Annotated in this window: 16 protein-coding genes; 6 read left to right on the top strand and 10 right to left on the bottom strand. The window is 63.5% G+C overall.

Going from position 1 to position 18,395, the window contains the following annotated elements:
- The gene (locus J3454_RS03890) at positions 1 to 603 is read left to right on the top strand and encodes an SOS response-associated peptidase (protein ID WP_349512433.1); all 603 of its coding nucleotides are present in this window, start codon (positions 1 to 3) and stop codon (positions 601 to 603) included.
- A gap of 204 nt (positions 604 to 807) precedes the next feature.
- Entirely contained in the window at positions 808 to 2,976 is a 2,169-nt protein-coding gene (locus tag J3454_RS03885; RefSeq protein WP_349512432.1) for a M3 family metallopeptidase, read from the top strand.
- Positions 2,977 to 3,000: 24 nt separating this feature from the next.
- On the opposite strand, the gene J3454_RS03880 is transcribed toward J3454_RS03885, so the two are convergent.
- On the bottom strand, positions 3,001 to 3,540 hold the full coding sequence (locus tag J3454_RS03880; protein WP_349512431.1) for a SixA phosphatase family protein: 540 nt from the start codon (positions 3,538 to 3,540) through the stop codon (positions 3,001 to 3,003).
- The gene (locus J3454_RS03875) at positions 3,537 to 6,176 is read right to left on the bottom strand and encodes an ATP-dependent DNA helicase (RefSeq protein ID WP_349513134.1); all 2,640 of its coding nucleotides are present in this window, start codon (positions 6,174 to 6,176) and stop codon (positions 3,537 to 3,539) included. Before J3454_RS03875 ends, J3454_RS03880 begins: the two co-directional genes overlap by 4 nt.
- Before the next feature lie 204 nt (positions 6,177 to 6,380).
- Between J3454_RS03875 and J3454_RS03870 the strand changes: the two genes are divergently transcribed.
- A complete protein-coding gene (locus J3454_RS03870) occupies positions 6,381 to 8,000 on the top strand; it encodes a lysine--tRNA ligase (protein ID WP_349512430.1) in 1,620 nt (539 codons plus the stop codon).
- A 3-nt stretch (positions 8,001 to 8,003) separates the two neighbouring features.
- On the opposite strand, the gene J3454_RS03865 is transcribed toward J3454_RS03870, so the two are convergent.
- Together J3454_RS03865 and J3454_RS03860 are read right to left on the bottom strand one after the other, a co-directional pair.
- Positions 8,004 to 8,672, bottom strand: coding sequence for a prolyl hydroxylase family protein (locus J3454_RS03865; protein ID WP_349512429.1), 669 nt, complete (start codon positions 8,670 to 8,672; stop codon positions 8,004 to 8,006).
- A 72-nt stretch (positions 8,673 to 8,744) separates the two neighbouring features.
- Positions 8,745 to 9,803, bottom strand: a complete 1,059-nt coding sequence (locus tag J3454_RS03860; protein WP_349512428.1) for an RcnB family protein — start codon at positions 9,801 to 9,803, stop codon at positions 8,745 to 8,747.
- 190 nt (positions 9,804 to 9,993) lie between these two features.
- Here J3454_RS03860 and J3454_RS03855 point away from each other — a divergent pair, with 190 nt between their 5' ends.
- Entirely contained in the window at positions 9,994 to 10,575 is a 582-nt protein-coding gene (locus J3454_RS03855; protein WP_349512427.1) for a pyridoxamine 5'-phosphate oxidase family protein, read from the top strand.
- A gap of 9 nt (positions 10,576 to 10,584) precedes the next feature.
- On the opposite strand, the gene J3454_RS03850 is transcribed toward J3454_RS03855, so the two are convergent.
- The gene (locus J3454_RS03850) at positions 10,585 to 11,235 is read right to left on the bottom strand and encodes a GGDEF domain-containing protein (RefSeq protein ID WP_349512426.1); all 651 of its coding nucleotides are present in this window, start codon (positions 11,233 to 11,235) and stop codon (positions 10,585 to 10,587) included.
- 111 nt (positions 11,236 to 11,346) lie between these two features.
- Positions 11,347 to 13,020 carry an energy-dependent translational throttle protein EttA gene (gene ettA / locus J3454_RS03845; RefSeq protein ID WP_349512425.1) on the bottom strand — a complete coding sequence of 558 codons (1,674 nt, stop codon included), beginning with the start codon at positions 13,018 to 13,020 and terminating at the stop codon, positions 11,347 to 11,349.
- A 121-nt stretch (positions 13,021 to 13,141) separates the two neighbouring features.
- Between ettA and J3454_RS03840 the strand changes: the two genes are divergently transcribed.
- Positions 13,142 to 14,554 carry a M28 family peptidase gene (locus tag J3454_RS03840; RefSeq protein ID WP_349512424.1) on the top strand — a complete coding sequence of 471 codons (1,413 nt, stop codon included), beginning with the start codon at positions 13,142 to 13,144 and terminating at the stop codon, positions 14,552 to 14,554.
- Between the two features lie 146 nt (positions 14,555 to 14,700).
- On the opposite strand, the gene J3454_RS03835 is transcribed toward J3454_RS03840, so the two are convergent.
- From J3454_RS03835 to J3454_RS03825, 3 genes are all read right to left on the bottom strand, one after another.
- Positions 14,701 to 15,099, bottom strand: coding sequence for a YsnF/AvaK domain-containing protein (locus tag J3454_RS03835; protein WP_349512423.1), 399 nt, complete (start codon positions 15,097 to 15,099; stop codon positions 14,701 to 14,703).
- A gap of 79 nt (positions 15,100 to 15,178) precedes the next feature.
- Positions 15,179 to 15,871, bottom strand: coding sequence for a DUF2382 domain-containing protein (locus J3454_RS03830; protein ID WP_349512422.1), 693 nt, complete (start codon positions 15,869 to 15,871; stop codon positions 15,179 to 15,181).
- Positions 15,872 to 15,965: 94 nt separating this feature from the next.
- Positions 15,966 to 16,565 carry an OmpA family protein gene (locus J3454_RS03825; RefSeq protein ID WP_349512421.1) on the bottom strand — a complete coding sequence of 200 codons (600 nt, stop codon included), beginning with the start codon at positions 16,563 to 16,565 and terminating at the stop codon, positions 15,966 to 15,968.
- A 519-nt stretch (positions 16,566 to 17,084) separates the two neighbouring features.
- Here J3454_RS03825 and J3454_RS03820 point away from each other — a divergent pair.
- Positions 17,085 to 18,086, top strand: coding sequence for an AI-2E family transporter (locus J3454_RS03820; RefSeq protein ID WP_349512420.1), 1,002 nt, complete (start codon positions 17,085 to 17,087; stop codon positions 18,084 to 18,086).
- 37 nt (positions 18,087 to 18,123) lie between these two features.
- Here J3454_RS03820 and J3454_RS03815 read toward each other — a convergent pair whose 3' ends face one another.
- A complete protein-coding gene (locus J3454_RS03815; protein WP_349512419.1) occupies positions 18,124 to 18,306 on the bottom strand; it encodes a DUF1328 family protein in 183 nt (60 codons plus the stop codon).
- Positions 18,307 to 18,395 lie beyond the last annotated feature (89 nt).

Raw genomic sequence — 18,395 nt, 5'->3', positions numbered from 1 at the left:
ATGTGCAATCTCTATCGCATGACGAAAAACGCCAGCGAAGTCGCCGCGTGGTTCGATGTGGTCAATGCCGCACAGGGTGCGAATTTCGGGGAGGAGGTCTACCCCGGCTACCCCGGAGTAGTGGTGGCTGAAGGTGAAGTCCGGGCGATGATTTGGGGCTTTCCGCTGGTTCTGAAAGGCAAGCAGGGCCAGCCGCTGAAGCCGAAGCCGGTCAACAATGCGCGGACCGACAAGCTCGATACCTTTTTCTGGCGCCATTCCTTTGCCGAGCGTCGCTGCCTGATCCCGCTGACCGGATGGGCCGAGGCGCAAGGGGCAAAGGGCCGCATGACCCGCACGTGGCTGTCTCTGCCCAACGCGCCGCTGTTTGCTGCCGCCGGAGTGTGGCGGCACAGCGAGGAATGGGGCGAGTGTTATTCGATGGTCATGACGGATAGCGAAAGCACCGACGCTGCTGCCGTCCACACCCGAATGCCTGTGTTGCTCGCGCCTGAAGATCAGCCGTGCTGGGTCGACGCGCCGCCGGACGAGGCGCTGGGCTTGTGCCGCGCATGGGCGGCGCCTCTCACCATCGATCGCACCACCGAAAGCTGGCGGCGCTGATCCGGTATCTTGCAAACCTCGGTCATACTCTGTTCAACAGCGATCATGCATAAAAGCTCATGAAGCTGCCCATTTGCAGCGCTTTGCAAAAGACCTGAAAGAGACATTCCCTTTATGACAACGCGTAACCTTGTTGCCGCACTTACAACCGTTTCAGCCGCCGCGCTGCTTTCCGCCTGCGCAACCACCCCCGGAGGCACCGCAATGACCGCCCCTGCCGCCGCCGCTCAAGCCACAGCCATTCCCCAAGGCACGGGCTATTTTGCCGCCGACAGCACGCTGCCGTTCCTCGCCCCCGATTTCACGAAGATCAGTGAGGATGACTACGTACCCGCCTTCCGGCAGGGCATGGCGATCCACAAGGCCGAAGTTGCGCAGATCATCGCCAATCCCGAAGCGCCGACATTCGAGAACACGATTGTCGCGCTGGAGACATCGGGCCGAATGCTCGGCCGTGTCTCGCGCGTGTTCTACGCGCTGACAGGCTCCAACACGACCGACAGGCTCGACGCGATCGACACCGAGATCAGCCCGCAGCTTTCGGCGCATTCGGATTCGATTACGCTCAACCCCGAACTCTTCGCGCGGGTGAAGGCGGTTTATGACAGCCGCGAGAGCCTGAACCTGTCAGTCGAGGAAACGCGCCTGCTGGAAGAAACCTACAGGGAAATGGTCCACGCCGGCGCGCTGCTGACCCAAGCCGAGCGTGAGCAGGTGAAAGCGATCAATTCCGAATTGTCGACGCTGACCACCGAATTCAGCCAGAACCTGCGCACCGCCACCAACAGCCAGCCGCTGATCGTGGATACCGCCGAGCAACTCGCCGGGCTGAGCGAGGCCGACATCAAGGCTGCCGCCGATCTTGCCACTGAAAAGGGCTTCCCCGGCAAATATGCCATCGCTCTGCAGAACACCACGCAGCAGCCCTTGCTCCCCACGCTCGAAAACCGCGCCACCCGCGAGGCGCTGTTCAAACTGAGCTACAACCGCGCCGACGGGACGAACCCCGAATATGACACCCGTATGCTGCTGGCGCGGATCGCCGCCCTGCGCGCGCAGAAGGCCGCACTGTTCGGCGAGCGGGATTGGGCCAGCTACGCCATGTATGATCGCATGGCCAAGACACCGGAAACCGCGCTGAACTTCATGCAGCAGATGGTGCCGGCGCTTGCCGCCACCCAGCGGCGCGAGGCGGAATTGCTGACTCAGGCGATTGCGGCTGATGGCGGCAATTATCAGGTGCAGCCGTGGGACTGGTATCGCTACGCCAACCAGATCAAGGCCGAACGCTACGATCTGGATGAAGACGCGGTGATGGAATATTTCCAGCTTGAAAAGGTGCTGGAAGACGGCGTGTTCTTCATGGCGAACAAGCTTTACGGCCTCGATTTCGAACGCCGCACCGATATCCCGACCTATCATCCCGACGTGTGGACCTACACCGTGTTCGACGCCGATGGATCGGAACTCGGCCTGTTCTATTTCGACCCGTTCCAGCGTCCGTCCAAGCGCGGCGGTGCATGGATGAGCAATTTCGTCGAACAAAGCGATCTGTGGGGCACCCAGCCGGTGATCTACAATGTGCTGAACATCCCCAAGGCCGCGCCCGGCGAAGTGCAATTGGTGAGCTTCGACAACGTCAACACCATCTTCCATGAATTCGGACACGCGCTGCACGGCTTCTTCGCAGACCAGAAGTTCGAAAGCCTTTCGGGCACCGCGACCGCACGCGATTTCGTGGAATATCCCAGCCAGGTTCACGAGATGTGGGCGACCTGGCCCGAGGTGCTGCAGAACTATGCCAAGCACTACCAGACCGGTGAAACTATCCCGATGGAGCTGGTCGAGAAGATCGAGGCGGCATCCAAGTTCAACCAGGGCTATGATTTCGGCGAGGTGGTCGCCGCCGCATTGCTCGATATGAAATGGGCTGCGCTGACGCCGCAGGAAGCCGCCGCAATCGACACCCCAGCGCAAGTCGATGCCTTCGAACGCAAGTCGCTGGAGGAACTCGGGCTGGAGATCGATCTGGTGCCGCCGCGCTACCGTTCGACCTATTTCAACCACATCTTCAGCGATCCGGCGGGCTATTCCGCAGGCTATTACAGCTATTTGTGGACCGAGATGCTCGATCGCGACAGCCGCAAGTGGTTCCGCGAAAACGGCGGGCTGACCCGCGCCAATGGCGACCACTATCGCCAGACGGTGCTGAGCCGCGGCGGGACGATGGACTATTTCGAAATGTTCGAGAACTTCGCCGGTCGTCAGCCCGATGTGCAGCCGATGCTCGAAGCGCGTGGACTAGCCGGGCAGAGTGACATGGTCGACACCGAGGCTTCCGACGGCGAATTGCCGCCGCGCAGCGTCGAATAATCCGCCGGGTGGCCGGGTCGGGGACTAGTTCTCCGGCCCCAACGCCGGATCGAGATCGCGCGGGCGGGCGAAATGCACCAGCCCCGCGCAGTACCGCTTCAACTGCGACCAATGTTCGATATCGCATTCGAGCACGGCGAAGGCAGCGGTCGGAAACTTCACTACCGCCTCGCGGAACAGGTCGTTTTCCTTGCCGGGCGAAACCAGTTCCAGCAGCACGTCCTGCAAGCCGGGATTGTGCCCGCAGATCAGGATCGCGTCGGCCTCGTCAGCGCCGCTTCCGGCATGGGCCTCGATCGTCTCCATGATGGTATCGGCGCTGGCCAGATAGAGCTTCTGGTCAAATTCCGCATCCATGTCGGGCAGTGCGCCCTCCAGCGTGGCCTTCACCCGCACGGCAGGGCTGGCGATGAGCTTGCCCCATTCGACGCCATGTTCGCGGATATGCGTGCCGACCAGCCGCGCGCCCTTGCGCCCGCGGGCGTTCAGGCCGCGGTCGAAATCGCGCTGGCTGGTATCGTCCCAGTCGGACTTGGCGTGGCGCAGGAGGCCAAGGATCTTCATGGCAGCAAGGCTCCTTGCGTGGGGAGGGACTGCATGCCCCCAACACCAGCGGCGACGCGTTGTAAAGCCTGATCGAGCGTCACGCGCAAGACCGGCGTGCCGGCGGGGAAGGCGGATAGCAGCCTGCTGGGGAAGGCGGGCGAGAGGACCACAAAGTGCCCAGCATCGTCCTTGCTGCGGATCAGCCGCCCGAATGCCTGCGCCAACCGTGCACGGATAATGCGATCATCATACTGGCTCCCGCCCCCAGCGGCGCGGCGGGCCTTGTGAAGGATATTGGGCCGGGCCCACGGCACCTGTTCCAGCACCACGCAGCGCAAACTGTGTCCCGGCACGTCCACCCCGTCCCGCAAGGCATCGGTGCCGAGCAGGGTGGCACGCGGATCGTCGCGGAAGATATCCACCAGCGTACCGGTGTCGATCGGGTCGACATGCTGGGCATAGACCGGCAGGCCCGCACGGGCGAGCCTATCGGCAACACGGCCATGCACACTGCGCAGCCGCCGGATCGCGGTGAACAGGCCCAGCACGCCGCCGCCGCTCGCCTCGATCAGCCGCGCATAGGCTCCGGCGAGGGCGGGTAGATCGCCCTTGGCCACATCGGTGACGATCAGCACCTCGGCGCGGGTGGCGTAATCGAACGGACTTTCCGCCGCCGACAGCAATGGGGCGCCTTCGATATGCGCCGCGCCTGATCGCGCGATGGCGCTAGCCCAGACCTCCTCGCTGCCAATGCTTTGGGCGCCGCGATCAGTCAGGGTCGCGCTGGTCAGTAGCACGCCGTGCGCCGGTTCCAGCACCACGCGGGCGAATGGCTTCATCGGATCGAGCCAACGGCGGTGGATCGCCACGTCGAATTCGCGCGCGTCGGAACGGTCAACCGCAAGCCAGTCGACAAATTCCGGGTCTGCCGGGCCGCCGAGCCGCGCCAGCAACGATTCCCACGCCGCCACCAGATCGATTCGCCACGCCAACGCAAACCGCGCCCCTTCGATCCGCGCGCGGCCTTGCGCATCGAGCCAGTCGGGCGGATCGGCCAAGATCGCCTCCAGCCGTCCGCCCAGCCGGATCAGCGGCACCCGGATGCTGGCGAGCGCTTCGGCCGCAGCGCCCGCAGCCTCGATCACTTCGCCGGGTAGGCCCGAAGCCTCGGTCTCGATGCCGTATCCCGCATCGATTCCGCCGCTTTCGTCGCGGGCATAGGTCGCGGTGCGGACTGCCGCGAGCAGAGCTTCGACCGGGCCTAGGGGCGCGTTTTCATTGAGCCGCTGGAGCCAGCCGTCCGACGGGAGCAACTGTCCGGCCTTGCAGGCAGCCGCGATTGCCTCTCCGCCGGCTTCGTCGTAACTCGCCACATCGGCCAACCGCGCGGCCAGCCCGCGCCGCCGCCCGCGCGCCTCGCGTTCGGGCCCGATGATCCAGCGTCGCAGTTCAATCGCCTCCTGTCCGGACAGCGTGGCGGCGAAAGTCGAATCCGCCGCGTCGAACACGTAGTGACCTTCATCGAAGATCAGCCGCGTGGGCCGCGCCGCCGGATCGCGGGCACGCGCGGCGTTGACCATCACCAGCGCGTGATTGGCGATGACGAGATCGGCCTGCGCGCTGTCCCGCGCGGCGCGCTCGATGAAGCATTTGCGGTAATGCGGGCACCCGGCATAGATGCACTCGCCCCGCTGGTCGGTGAGCGCGGCGATGCCACGCTTGCGGAACAAGGTGCCCAGCCAACCCGGCAGGTCGCCGCCGATCATGTCGCCATCGCGTGTATAGCCGCCCCAGCGCGCCACCAACTGCGCCAGAATTGCCGCGCGCCCGGCAAATCCGCCTTGCAGCGCGTCTTCCAGATTGAGCAAGCAAAGGTAGTTTTCGCGGCCCTTGCGCACCACCACCGGCGGGGTGCCGTCGGCGCGTTTTGCGGGCCAGGCGCGGCGGCTTTCGGCGCGCAATTGCCGTTGCAGGTTCTTGGTGAAGGTCGACACCCAAACCGTGCCACCCGAATGCTCCGCCCACAACGAGGCGGGCGCGAGATAGCCCAGCGTCTTGCCGATGCCTGTCCCCGCTTGCGCAAGCGCCAGATGCGGGCGGGCTTCGCGCGGGCGCGGGGCAAAGACGCGGGCGGCGTTCTGCGCATAATCGCGTTGGCCTTCGCGCTGTTCCGCGCCTTCTCCGGTGAGCCGTGCCAGTTGTTCGGCCACGGCTTGCGAGGAAAGTTCAACGGCACGCGGGGCGGGGCGCTCTCCTGCTTCCTCCCATTCGGGCAGGCGCGAAAACAGCCAGCGTTCGGCACGTTCGGGCTTGGCGATGTGGGGCTTCAACACCTGTGCCCACGGCCAGCGCAGCCGTTCGAGCGATTGCAGCGCGCTCCACGCGCCTTCACGTTCGAACCATTCGGGATCGCGGCAGACCGCGATCAGCGCTCCGGCGGCATGCTGGAGCAGGTCGGGCACGCCCGCGTCGCCTTCCGGCTGCGGCAGACCCAGCGCCTCGGCCAATCCGCGCGGTGTCGGCACGCAGAAGCGGGCTGGGTGGACGAAGGCGAAGGCTTCGAGCAGATCGAGCCCGGAGAGGTCGGGATAGCCCAGCCGGCTCGCCACCAGCGGCGCGTTGAGCAGTAGCACCGGCGTATCGGCGGCGGCCATGATCGCATCGCCCTTGGACACCGCGTTCGTTGGACCGCCACCGGCGCGCAGCCAGTGTCCGCCGTGGCTGGCGTGCAGCGCGGGCAAGTTCACGGGATCGGGGGAAGTGGCGGGGGAGGTCACGCAGCCCAAGATGGGCGAGGCGGGCGGGATTGTAAACGTACGCTTGCAAGCCTGTCCGCCATGCCTAATAGCCGCTGCGTCATGACGATATCCCAAGATGCACTTATCACCGCAGCCCAATCCTCCAAGGCCTGGCCGTTTCAGGAAGCGCAGCGCCTCGCCAAGCGGGTGCCGCAGGGCAAAGACGGCGGGGTGCTGTTCGAAACCGGCTATGGCCCATCGGGCCTGCCACATATCGGCACGTTTCAGGAAGTGCTGCGCACCACGCTGGTGCGCCGGGCTTACGAAGCGCTGACCGGCGGTGCGCCGACCCGGCTGGTGGCGTTTTCGGACGATATGGACGGCCTTCGCAAAGTGCCCGACAACGTGCCGAACCGCGAAATGCTGGCGAAGCACATGGGCAAGCCGCTGAGCCGCATTCCCAATCCGTTCGCCTCTCCATACGAAAGCTTCGCCGCGCACAACAACGCGATGCTGCGCGATTTTCTGAATCAGTTCGGGTTCGAATATGAATTCGTCAGTTCGTCCGATTGCTACAATTCGGGGCGGTTCGATGACGCGCTGAAGGGCGTGCTGACGAACTTCGGCGCGATCATGGATATCATGCTGCCGACGCTCGGCGAGGAACGGCGTCAGACCTATTCGCCGGTGATGCCGGTTTCGCCCACCACCGGTGCGGTGTTGCAGGTGCCGATCGAAGTCGTGGACGCCGTTGCCGGGATTATCCGCTTCACCGATGAGGATGGCAGCACGGTCGAACAATCCGCGCTTGGCGGGATGGCCAAGTGCCAGTGGAAGGTCGATTGGGCGATGCGCTGGGTCGCGCTTGGCGTTGATTACGAGATGTACGGCAAGGATCTGACCGACAGCGGCATTCAGTCGGGCAAGATCGCCCGCGTGCTGGGCGGTCACAAGCCCGAAGGCCTGATCTACGAACTGTTCCTCGATGCCAAGGGCGAGAAGATCTCCAAGTCCAAGGGCAACGGTTTGACCATCGACGAATGGCTGCAATATGGCAGCGAGGAAAGCCTCGGCTACTACATCTTCGCCAATCCCAAGAGCGCCAAGCAGTTGCACGCGGGCGTCATCCCCAAGGCGGTGGACGATTACTGGCAGTTCCGCAGTGCCCTGCCGGGACAGGCAATCGACAAGCAGCTGGGCAACCCGGTGTGGCACCTGCTGCGCGCGAACCGGAGCCATGCTGGCGCGGAGGCTCCCGGCGCGGGCGATACGCTGCCGGTGCCGTTCAGCCTGTTGCTGAACCTGATCGGTGTACTGGGTGCAGGCGCAACGCGTGAAGCGGTGTGGTCGTATCTCGGCAATTATGTCGAAGATGCCGATCCGGCGGCGCATCCGGCGCTGGATGTACTGGTGGACAAGGCGCTGGCCTATAACCGCGATTTCGTCGCGCCGACGCTGGCCAAGCGTGCGCCTGCGGGCGGCGAAGTGGCGGCATTGCAGGCGCTCGATACGACACTTGCGGCAGCCGATCCGGCGACCGGTGCGGAGGATTTACAGACCATTATCTATGAAATCGGCAAGCAGGAAGAATTCGGGTTCGAATCCTTACGCGATTGGTTCAAGGCGCTTTACGAGACCCTGCTGGGCAGCGAACAAGGCCCGCGCATGGGCAGCTTTATCGCCCTGTATGGTATCGCGCCGACCCGCCAACTGATCGCCGAGGCGCTGGCCAAGACGTAAATCTTAGCGCCACTGGCGGGTACGGTACCACTTTGTGATGACGTATTTCGCGCCCTTCAGCACCGGCATTCCGGCGTGCATCGTGGCTTCGTTGGGGCGGCCATCGGGCAGGGCATTGTTCCAGATCAGCAGCACGCCGGGCTTGGGTTCGATCTCGAAACCGAGCTCGGTGAAGTGCGTGCCGCCCCCTGCTTCGACCGTATTGAGATAGGCCATCGTCGTCCAGCTGCGCTGCCCGCCGCGCGCTTCTTCGAGCTGCCAGTATTTCTCGGAGGTGTAGAACCAGTCATTATGCGGCTGGAACTGCTGTCCGGGCAGATAGCGCTGGCCCTGCACCGGTTCGCCGGTCGCCGGATCCAGACCCATCAGATCATCGATCCGCCGCGAAATGCCCTTCACGAAGCTTTCGTGCGGATCGAGATCGCCCGAATAGGAGGTGCGGAACCCGCTCGCATAGTCGAGTTCATGGAGCGAGGAGGGGCGCGCGACATCGTCGATCATCGCGCACAGCTTTTCGCATTCGGCAAGGCTGAGGAAATCGCCGACTGCGAACAGTTCCACGCGGTCGTTCTCGATCCGGTAAACGCCGGGATCGGCGACGAGCCGTTCGCGCACGGAGGCACCGACGCGGACGAGGGCTTGCTGGTCGGGGACACAATCGGCGGTGGTCATATTGCAGCTGTTAGCAAGCGAGGCGCGCGGTGCAAGCGGGTGAACCGTACTTCACCGCGCGCCCTGAAGTGTTTACCAGAAGAAGTCGTTTATCACGTCGACCACTTCGCCGGTGTAGATATCGACCAGCAACACATCATCGTAATAGCGCACCCACTGGTAAGGGCCGTAGACAGGGGGCAGGCGATAGTCCCATGGGTCGTTGATGAAGAACCGCGGCTGGAAGAACAGGCTGTCGAGGAAGAACCCGGTCTGCAGGCGGCTGTAACGATGCGACCGGAACGGGGCGAAATACGGGCCGGGGCGATAGTGGAAGCGGTTGGCCCGGCGGAAGTCTACCCAGTCGAACCGCTGATTGCCGCGCCAGCCGCGATCCCATCGGCGGAAATCGCGATTGTCCCAGCCATTGCGGCCGCGGTAGCTGTGGCGCCAGTCGTCGCGGCGCCAGTTGCGCTGATCCCGGCGGTAGTCACGGCGGTCTCCGCGCCAGTTGTCACGGCGGCCATCGCGCCAGTCATCACGGCGACCGATGCGTCCGGCGCGATCATTACCGCGCTGCTCGACCCGGATCGCTCGGCGATCACCGCGATTCTCAATACGATCGGCACGGCGCTCACCGCGGCGTTCGACCCCATCGGCTGCGCCATTGCGGCCCTGCCGATCGAGCCGGTCGCCGCGACGCTCTCCGCGCCGTTCGACGTTCCCGGCCCGGCGTTCGCTGCGGCGGTCTATGCCGTCGGCGCGGCGCTCGCTGCGCCGTTCGACGCGCTCGGCGCGCTGGGACTGCTGGACGCGTTCGGCGCGGCGGACGACATCGGAACCGAATCCGCCACCTTCCGGAGCGCGGCTGACGCGATCAGGACGTTCGGCGCTAGGTTGAGCCCGGCGTTCGACCTGACGCTCGGCACGACGCTCGGCACGGGGCTGGGCCCGGCGTTCGGCACGCCGTTCGGCCCGGCGCTCGCTGCGCGGCTGTGACCGCCGTTCGACACGCTGCGGTCCGCCGCGATTCTCGGCTTGCACCTGCAGGCGAACGGAATCGCTCTGTGCAGACGCCGGGGCGAGTGGGAGAATAAATACCAGGGCGAGTGCCGAAAGCGCAACGCCCCTGTCGAACAGGGTCTTGGACATCATTGCCTCCAGTGTCGCCCGCCCACCACAAGCGGCGTGTTGATGGGTTCTGGTTACGTGCTGCGAACTGTCGCTTGCCTGAACCGGACCATCGACATTCAGAAAAATATCAAGATTGATGAACAAGTCATCCAGATTTTGCCGCGCTGACTTGACGTGTCCGGTACTGGGACCGAAGGCACATCGCACCATGTTCGAACAGCTTGACGAAATTCGCGCCGACTGCGTCAATCGCCTGATCCGTGCTGCGCGCGACCGCAAATCGCCGATGCACACCCCGGTGATCGTCACAGCCGATGTCGATGCGCGAGTGATGGTGCTGCGCGCCTTCGAGGCCGATGCTTGGCGATTGCGGCTCCACACCGATGCCCGCGCCCCCAAGGCGCAGGCGATTATCGCCGATCCGCGGGTTGCCGCAGTATTCTATGACAAGGGCACGAAGATCCAGATTCGCGTGCGCGGAACCGGGCGCATCGAGGCGAATGGGCCAGTGGCGGATGCAGCCTGGGCGGCGAGCAACAATTTCGCACGGCGCTGCTATTTGGGCGAGGGGCCGGGGGCGCTTTCCAACAGCGCCACGTCAGGTCTGCCGCCCGAGTTTGAGGGTGTGGAGCCGGACGAGACGCAGGTCATTCCCGCGCGGGAGAATTTCGCGGTGATGCTGATCGACATTACCGAGATGGACTGGCTTTATCTTGCGCATACCGGCCACATGCGCGCGCAATTCACCCGCGAGGGGGAAAGCTGGTCGGCGCGCTGGGTCGCGCCCTGATCGCGGGCTTCAGGCAGCTTCGGCGGAACGGTCGGGCGCTGGCAGAAAAATCACGTCCTGCATCTCGCTTGCGACCACGATATGATCTACGCCAGCCGTCTGTGCAGCTTCGACTGCCGCCAGTGCGCGCGCGACCAGGGTCTTGCTTCTGTCAGCGGCCGTGCCTGCCGCAACCCCGAAGCTGGCGGTGAACGCATTGCCGCTGCCGAATTGCGGCAGCCTGATAAGCGCCAGTGCGCCGCGCAGGCGCTCTGCGACGCCCTTGGCAGCGCGCTCGTCCGCGCCGGGCATGACGATGGTGAAACCGGCGCCTTCCGCACGGATGAATGTATCGTCGTGTCGGATTCCGGCTTTCATCACCGCGCTGACATGACCGAGGAACTCCTCTCGGGCTTGCAGATTCCAGCCGGCGTGCAAGGTGGCGGTCTGGTCGATCCGGCCGTGCACGACCGCCTGCGCGGCTGCCTGTCCGGCGGCGCGACGGTTGGCGCCATCAATGATCTTTCCGAAGTTCCTAGGCGCGAACAGGTCGGTCAGCGGATCAGAGACGATTGCCTGCTGGCCGATGTGTCGTCCACGCCCGATCAGCGCGCCCAGGGCTAGTGTTAGCAGGCATGCTGCGATTGCCGCTTCAAGCGATACTTCGATCCCCGTGCCCACGCCCCAATCATCCTCATCCGGCCTGCTGCCTTGAAGGAGAGTGACGCAGTCTGGTTAAGAGGCCGTAAAGAAGCGGCGGGCGCAAAGCAAAACGCCCGCCGTTTGATGCGCTTAGCGGCTCAGCTTCTTGTAGGCCAACCGGGTCGGACGGTCGGCGGCATCGCCCAGCCGGCGGCGCTTGTCTTCCTCGTAGGCTTCGAAATTGCCTTCGAACCATTCGACATGGCTGTTGCCTTCGAACGCGAGGATGTGGGTGGCGAGGCGATCGAGGAAGAAGCGATCGTGGCTGATGACCACGGCGCAGCCCGCGAAGTTTTCGATTGCATCTTCCAATGCGCCCAGCGTTTCGACGTCGAGATCGTTGGTCGGCTCGTCGAGCAGCAGAACGTTGCCGCCCTGCTTCAGCATCTTGGCCATATGCACGCGGTTGCGTTCACCGCCGGAAAGCTTGCCGACGTTCTTCTGCTGGTCCGCGCCCTTGAAGTTGAACGCACCGACATAGGCGCGGGTCGAGGTTTCCTGCTTGTTGACGGTCATGTAATCCAGCCCGTCGGAAATCTCCTGCCACACGTTGTTGGCGGGGTTCAGATGGTCGCGGCTCTGGTCGACATAGCCGAGGTGGACAGTGCTGCCGATCTCGATCGTGCCGCTGTCGGGCTGTTCCTTGCCCGTCAGGATTTTGAATAGCGTGGACTTGCCGGCACCGTTCGGCCCGATCACGCCGACGATTCCGCCCGGCGGCAGAATGAACGAGAGGTTTTCGAACAACAGCTTGTCGCCGTAGGCCTTGGTGATGTTCTTGGCCTCGATCACCTTCCCGCCGAGCCGTTCAGGCACCTGAATGACAATCTGCGCCTTGCCGAGCGAACGATTATCCTGCGCGTTCTGCAATTCCTCGAACTTGCGGACACGCGCCTTGCTCTTGGTCTGGCGCGCAGCCGGGGTCTGCCTGATCCATTCCAGTTCGCGCTGCAGCGCCTTCTGCTTGCCGGATTCCTCGCGGCTTTCCTGCTCCAGACGCTTGGCCTTCTTTTCGAGGTAGGTCGAATAGTTGCCCTCGTACGGGTAGTAGCTGCCCCGATCGAGTTCGAGGATCCATTCCACCACGTTATCAAGGAAGTAGCGATCGTGGGTGATCATCAGCACCGCGCCGGCATATTCCTTGAGGTGGTTTTCCAGCCACTGCACGCTTTCCGCGTCGAGGTGGTTGGTGGGTTCGTCCAGCAGCAGGATCGAAGGCTTCTGGATCAGCAAGCGGGTCAGCGCGACGCGGCGCTTTTCACCGCCGGAAAGGCTTTCCACGCCCATGTCGCCCGGCGGGCAGCGCAGGGCTTCCATCGCCACTTCAAGCTGGTTGTCGAGCGTCCAGCCATCGACCGCGTCGATCTTATCCTGAAGCTCGCTCATTTCCGCGCCCAGCGCGTCGAAATCAGCGCCGTCTTCACCCATCTCCATGCCGATTGCGTTGAAGCGGTCGACCATATCGGCAATGCCGCGCGCGCCATCCTTAACGTTTTCGAGCACGGTCTTGCTGCTATCCAGCTCCGGCTCCTGCTCCAGATAGCCGACCGTGATGTTCTCGCCCGGCCATGCCTCGCCGGTGAAATCTTTGTCGATCCCGGCCATGATCTTGATGAGGGTCGATTTGCCCGCGCCGTTGGGGCCGACGATGCCGATCTTCGCGCCCTGATAGAATTGGAGCGAGATGTTGGAGAGTACCGGCTTCTGGGCACCGGGGAAGGTCTTGGTCATGTCCTTCATGACGAAGGCATATTGGGCGGCCATCGGATCAGTCCTTGCTGGGATCGGGTAATCGGGTTCTGGGGTTCGGGTGCGCAGATAGGGAAGGGGAGAGGCAAGGGCAAGCGGCTAGACTTGGCGGCGGGGCGGCGATAGCTACGCTTGCATGAACCATACCCTGACCGCGTTCGGCGCACTTTCGCTAGCCCTGCTTTCCACCACCGCCTCTGGTCAAACCCCGTCGCTCGAAGCGGCGGCAGGTGCCGCGCTGGAAGGCGATACCCATGCCTGGGATTTCGTTGAAGGTCTGACCACCGAGGTCGGCCCACGGCAGGCCGGAACCGAGGCCGAGTCCCGGGCGCGGGCGTGGGCGATGGCGTGGCTGAAGGCCAAGGGCTTCGCCAATGTTGCGGACGAACCGTTCATGATGGACACTTGGGTGCCCGGCGACATCGCCCGTGCGCGTGTGACCGCGCCATTTGCGCAGGATTTGGTGGTTCTGCCGCTCGGCAATTCGGCCGCCACACCTGCGGGAGGGATCGAGGCCGAAGTGGTGTTCTTCCGCACGGTCGACGATCTGCGCGCCGCGCCTGCGGGAAGCCTTGCGGGCAAGATCGCCTATATCAGCCACCAGATGCGCCCTGCGCAGGACGGATCGCATTATGGCTTTGCCGGACCGGCGCGCTGGGTCGGCCCCGGCATCGCGGCCAGCAAGGGCGCGATTGGCGCCGTTATCAAGTCAGTCGGCACCGATCACCACCGCAACCCGCACACCGGCGGCACCAGCTTTCCCGAAGGCGTGGACGCGATCCCGGCTGGCGCGCTGAGCCTGCCGGATGCCGAGAACCTCGAACGCATGTTCGCGCGCGCTGGGGGCCGTCCGCTTACCCTCAAGCTGGAGATGAACCCCCGCCAGATCGGCCAGACCCAAAGCGGCAACGTGGTGGGCGAGATCGTGGGGCGCAATCCTTCACTTCCGCCGGTTCTTCTGGCCTGTCATATCGACAGCTGGTGGAATGCGCCGGGCGCGTTCGACGACGGTGCAGGCTGCGGGATCATCGCCGCCGCTGCGCTCAGTGCTGCCGAGGCGGGACAGCCGCTGCGCACCATCCGCGTATTGTTGGCGGGTGCGGAGGAAACCGGGCTGTGGGGCAGCAGGGCCTATAGCGCGGCCCATTTGGACGAGCCGATTGCCGTCGGACTGGAAAGCGATTTTGGCGCCGACCGCATCTGGCGCTTCGATTCCAACTTCCGCGAAACCAATCCGGCCTTGCACAAGAAAATCGCCCTCGCCGTGGCGCGGTTCGGCGTGTCGAGTGGTAGCGATGTCGCCACCGGCGGCGCGGATCTCAACATCGTGCGCGACCAAAAAGGCGCACTGGTCGATCTGCAGCAGGACGGCACCCGCTATTTCGACCTGCACCACACGCCGGACGACACGCTCGACAAGATCGACAAGGCGCAGCTGCGCCAGAATGTCGCGGTGTGGACGCAGGTTGTCGGTATTCTCGCGAACGAGAGCACATCGATCCTAACCGGCGGGCCTGTTCCCTCGGCCCCCGCGATCATGCAGGAATAATCCGCCATCGCCGCTCCGCCCCGCAGGTGTGCTACCCAAGCCGTCGAGCGATGCCTGCAACGGCCTTGAGCCAATGCGTCAACATGCCCGCAGTGTAGGCTCCGCCCGCCTTCTGGCTAGGTCTGTTAAGGGGTGCTGAGCTTTGCTCAATCCTCGATATCGATTTCGGTCGACCGGAGTTCAACTTCCAAGTCCTCGACGACCTTGGTGCGCGTTCGCCGCAGATGGATCTCCTCGCGCACCACAAGATCCACGATAACGCGAAGCCGTTCCTCAATCACCGGGATGATGGTTACATCCCCTTCCTCGCGCACGGCGGGCACCTCGGTAACCGTTTTGCCGACGGGAACACGTTCTACGGTGACATTTTCATGCTGAAGCGTTTCGCTGCGTGTGATCGTCTCTGTCACGGGGCGCGTTCGGACGGTGACTGTGCGCCCCTTGTCGAGGATCTTCTCCACCCTGGCGCGTTCTTCGATAACGGGTATGATTTCCTCATCGACATCTGGCTTGCGCTGGGGGGCGGGTTTTTCAGGGTTGGTCATTCCGACACTCCATTCTCGACGACAAAGGGGCTGGCAGCGTCAAGTGCGCTCCCAGCCCCTTCCCGGATTTCGCACAGCTTCAGGTGCGGCGATGATCTTTATTGACGTTGCTACCGGTTCGGTCAGTGTCGACATCCACTTCGGTCTTGCGAACGGTTTCTTCGACATGCTCGACCTTGTCATCTGCGGTTTTCCTGACGACCACCTCGTCGGTCACGACTGCATCCTTCGCGACCACCGCCTCTTCGCTGCGCTCGGTCATGCTGACCGTCTTTCCTTCGAGCATGGCATCGGCATCAGCTGCGGAAACGCGGCGGTTCTCTACCGGGCGCTTGTCGACCGAGACGTTCTCCTGTCGCAGTTCGACATCCTCGCTGACCGTGCCCGTCACCACATTGGTGCGGACATTGATCTGGCGACCGCGGTCCGCGACCCGCTTGCCCACCGCAACGCGCTCCTCGACCACCGGGACGACTTCCTCGTCGACCACATGGCCCTCGGTCACACCGCGATCGGCATGGCGGCGGGCTTCCTCTCCATAGACAACGCAGTTGTCGTGAATGTCGAGCGGCTCGACCGGCGTGACGCGGCCATCCTCCAAGCGGACTGCGGCGACCCGCTCGCTCTGCCGATCGACGAGCAGATCATCGATTATTCCGAATTGATGTCCTTCCGGGCTGACCAGCGGTTTGCCGCGAATGTCCTGCGAGCTGTGTTCGAGCTTCCAATCGCCGAGCGCATCGAGGTTTTCGTAACGTTTGTCGTGGCGCATCATTTCTCTCCTAGCTTTGTTGATTGTCCTGGGTGAACCAGCCTGCCGTGCGCAGCTTTGTCGCCGCCCTCGGGTGGCGCTGGTCAGAACTGCCTCATTCGCTATCGGCAAACTCGAGCCGGACCCTGCGATTGAGCGGTTCGCGCACGTCGTTGCCTGTTTCCACGAGCGGCGGGGTTTCGCCCTCGGCTTCGACGTCGATCTGATCCTCGGTCATGCCTTGCGTCATCAGATATTGCCTGACCTGGTCGGCGCGCTGTTCAGACAACTCCTGGTTGTAGGGCCTGGGGCCAGCACGATCGGCAAAACCGACAAGTGTAATACCGTTGTCGCGGATATTCGGCCGAGCTTCCATCGTCGCATCCAGCACGGCGGTTGCCCCGGAGGTCAGTTCGGCAGAGTCGAACATGAAGAACATGCGCGGTGTGGCGTCCGGATTGGAGCGAATCCGTTCGAGCGAACGCTGGTTGGCAGCCTCAACGCTTTCGGCAGTCATCAGGCCACCTGCAGCCACTCCTTCGTCACCGGCATCCGGTTGCATCGCGAGCGCAGTGTCGTCCTGCGTGTTGGCAACGATCTCTTCGTCATCGCCAGCGTTCAACAGCGCCCACACCAGCAGTGCGGCCGCCAGCAGGCCCAGCAATATCCAGAGCCATGTGAAGCTGGACTTCTCCTTCACGCGAATATCTGCCAAATTTCATCTCCTTGGCGGGTTGTTCCTGAAGGATAAACAGGGGCGAAAATTTCGCCCTTACATACCTTATTCAAACCAGTTCTTGCCGATCGAGGGGTGCGCGAGAACGCGATGGCTAGGCGGGCGCGCACCGGAACGAGACGAGCGTCCCGACCTTGCCGAGCAACGCGAACAGCCCGATCGGACAAGACCTAAGGCCTGTCAGATCGAGCGGCAGTGAAGCATGACCCGCTCTTTATGCAGGTCGAAGCGCTTAACGGGCGTGCCGACGCGCTGGAGGCCGGCGAAGTTCCGGCTGGGGTAGGACCGATGGACCGCACACTTCCCCAAGGCACAAGTGTGCAATATAGTATTCACGGCGATCGAGCCGACTTCGCCGCTGAGGCCTGACGGCACGCAATTTGCACCGCCCACTCGGCGACAGGGGAGCCGCGACGAATGAAGCAGCCTGATCGCCCGCAACCTCGTCCGCCAGAAAATATCGGCCGGATCACTATCGCAGCCGTTGCGGTGCTGGCCGTGGCAGGCATTGCCTGGATGCTTGTCCAGTTGGCAGGCTTCCTGCTTCTGGTTTTCGCCGCCGTGGTGCTCGCGGCCATTTTCGATACCATGACCCGTGGTCTGTGCCGGCTCACCGGGTTGCGGAGCCGCGCCTTGGGGCTGACCGCTTCGGTGGTGGCGTTGTTCGCGCTGATCCTCGGCACATTCATATTGTTGGGCGCCCAGCTCAGTCGCGAACTGGATACCATCCGGCAAAGCCTTCCTCCGGCAATCGACAGCATCGAGGCCCTGGCCAACCAGATCGGGGCAGACGGATCGCTCGCCAACCTGATCGACAGGGGAACGCGGGACATTTCCGGCCTTGCCGCGCGGCTCGGCGATTATGCCATGGCCATCACCAGCGGAGTGACCGATTTCGTGCTGGTGCTGGCGGGTGCGATTTTCATTGCCGCCAACCCGGGCGTCTATCGGCGGGGCCTGCTGCTGCTGCTGCCTGGCCGGGCGGTGCAGCCTGCCGACGACTTTCTCGACGATGCGTCGCGCGGGCTGCGCGGCTGGATGCTGGGGCAGGCTGTGTCTTCGCTGGTGGTCGGGGTGCTGAGCTGGATCGGACTTTCATTACTGGGGGTACCGGCATCCGGCGGGCTGGCAGTCATTGCCGGTCTGCTCGACGTTATCCCTATGGTCGGTCCCGTAATTGCCGGGGTTCCGGCGGTCTTGTTGGCCTTCACCGTGTCTCCGGCAGCGGCGCTCTGGACAGTGGTCCTCTATCTCGTGATCCAGCAATTGCAGGGCAACTACCTGCAGCCGATGATTCAGAAGCATGCAGTGAATGTTCCGCCGGCGGTTCTGCTTTTCGCAGTCTTGGCTGCCGGGATCCTGTTCGGCGTCCCCGGGGTGCTTCTGGCGGCGCCGCTGACGATCGTTGTGTTTCTCTTCGTTCAGCGCATTTATGTGCGCGAGCTCCTTTGCAAACCCATCGCCGTTGCGGGCGAAAATTCGCTTGAAGATCGCTCCTGACGCCGGGCCTTCGCTCTGACTTTCGGACGATAGCTGCTCAGAGTCGGCGCGAAACACCCTTGGCTGCCTTCCAGCCAAGGACGAAGAGGATGACGGTTCCGATCAGGGCGATCACAAAGATGATGAGCGCGATGTCGGCCAGTGCGCCTGCAATTCCGCCGAAGCCAAGGATGGCGGCGATCAGGGCAATGATTGCAAGAATGATGGCCCACTTGAACATATTCGTCTCCTGTCCCGCCGTGCGCCGCCTGCCCCTCAGGGTCATGGGCTTGCGCTGAAATCCGATACTTCCACGAGAGAAGCGGCGCC

Source organism: Erythrobacter sp. NFXS35, assembly GCF_040148725.1.
Taxonomy (GTDB): Bacteria; Pseudomonadota; Alphaproteobacteria; order Sphingomonadales; family Sphingomonadaceae; genus Erythrobacter.
This window is presented reverse-complemented; position numbering and strand designations above follow the sequence as displayed.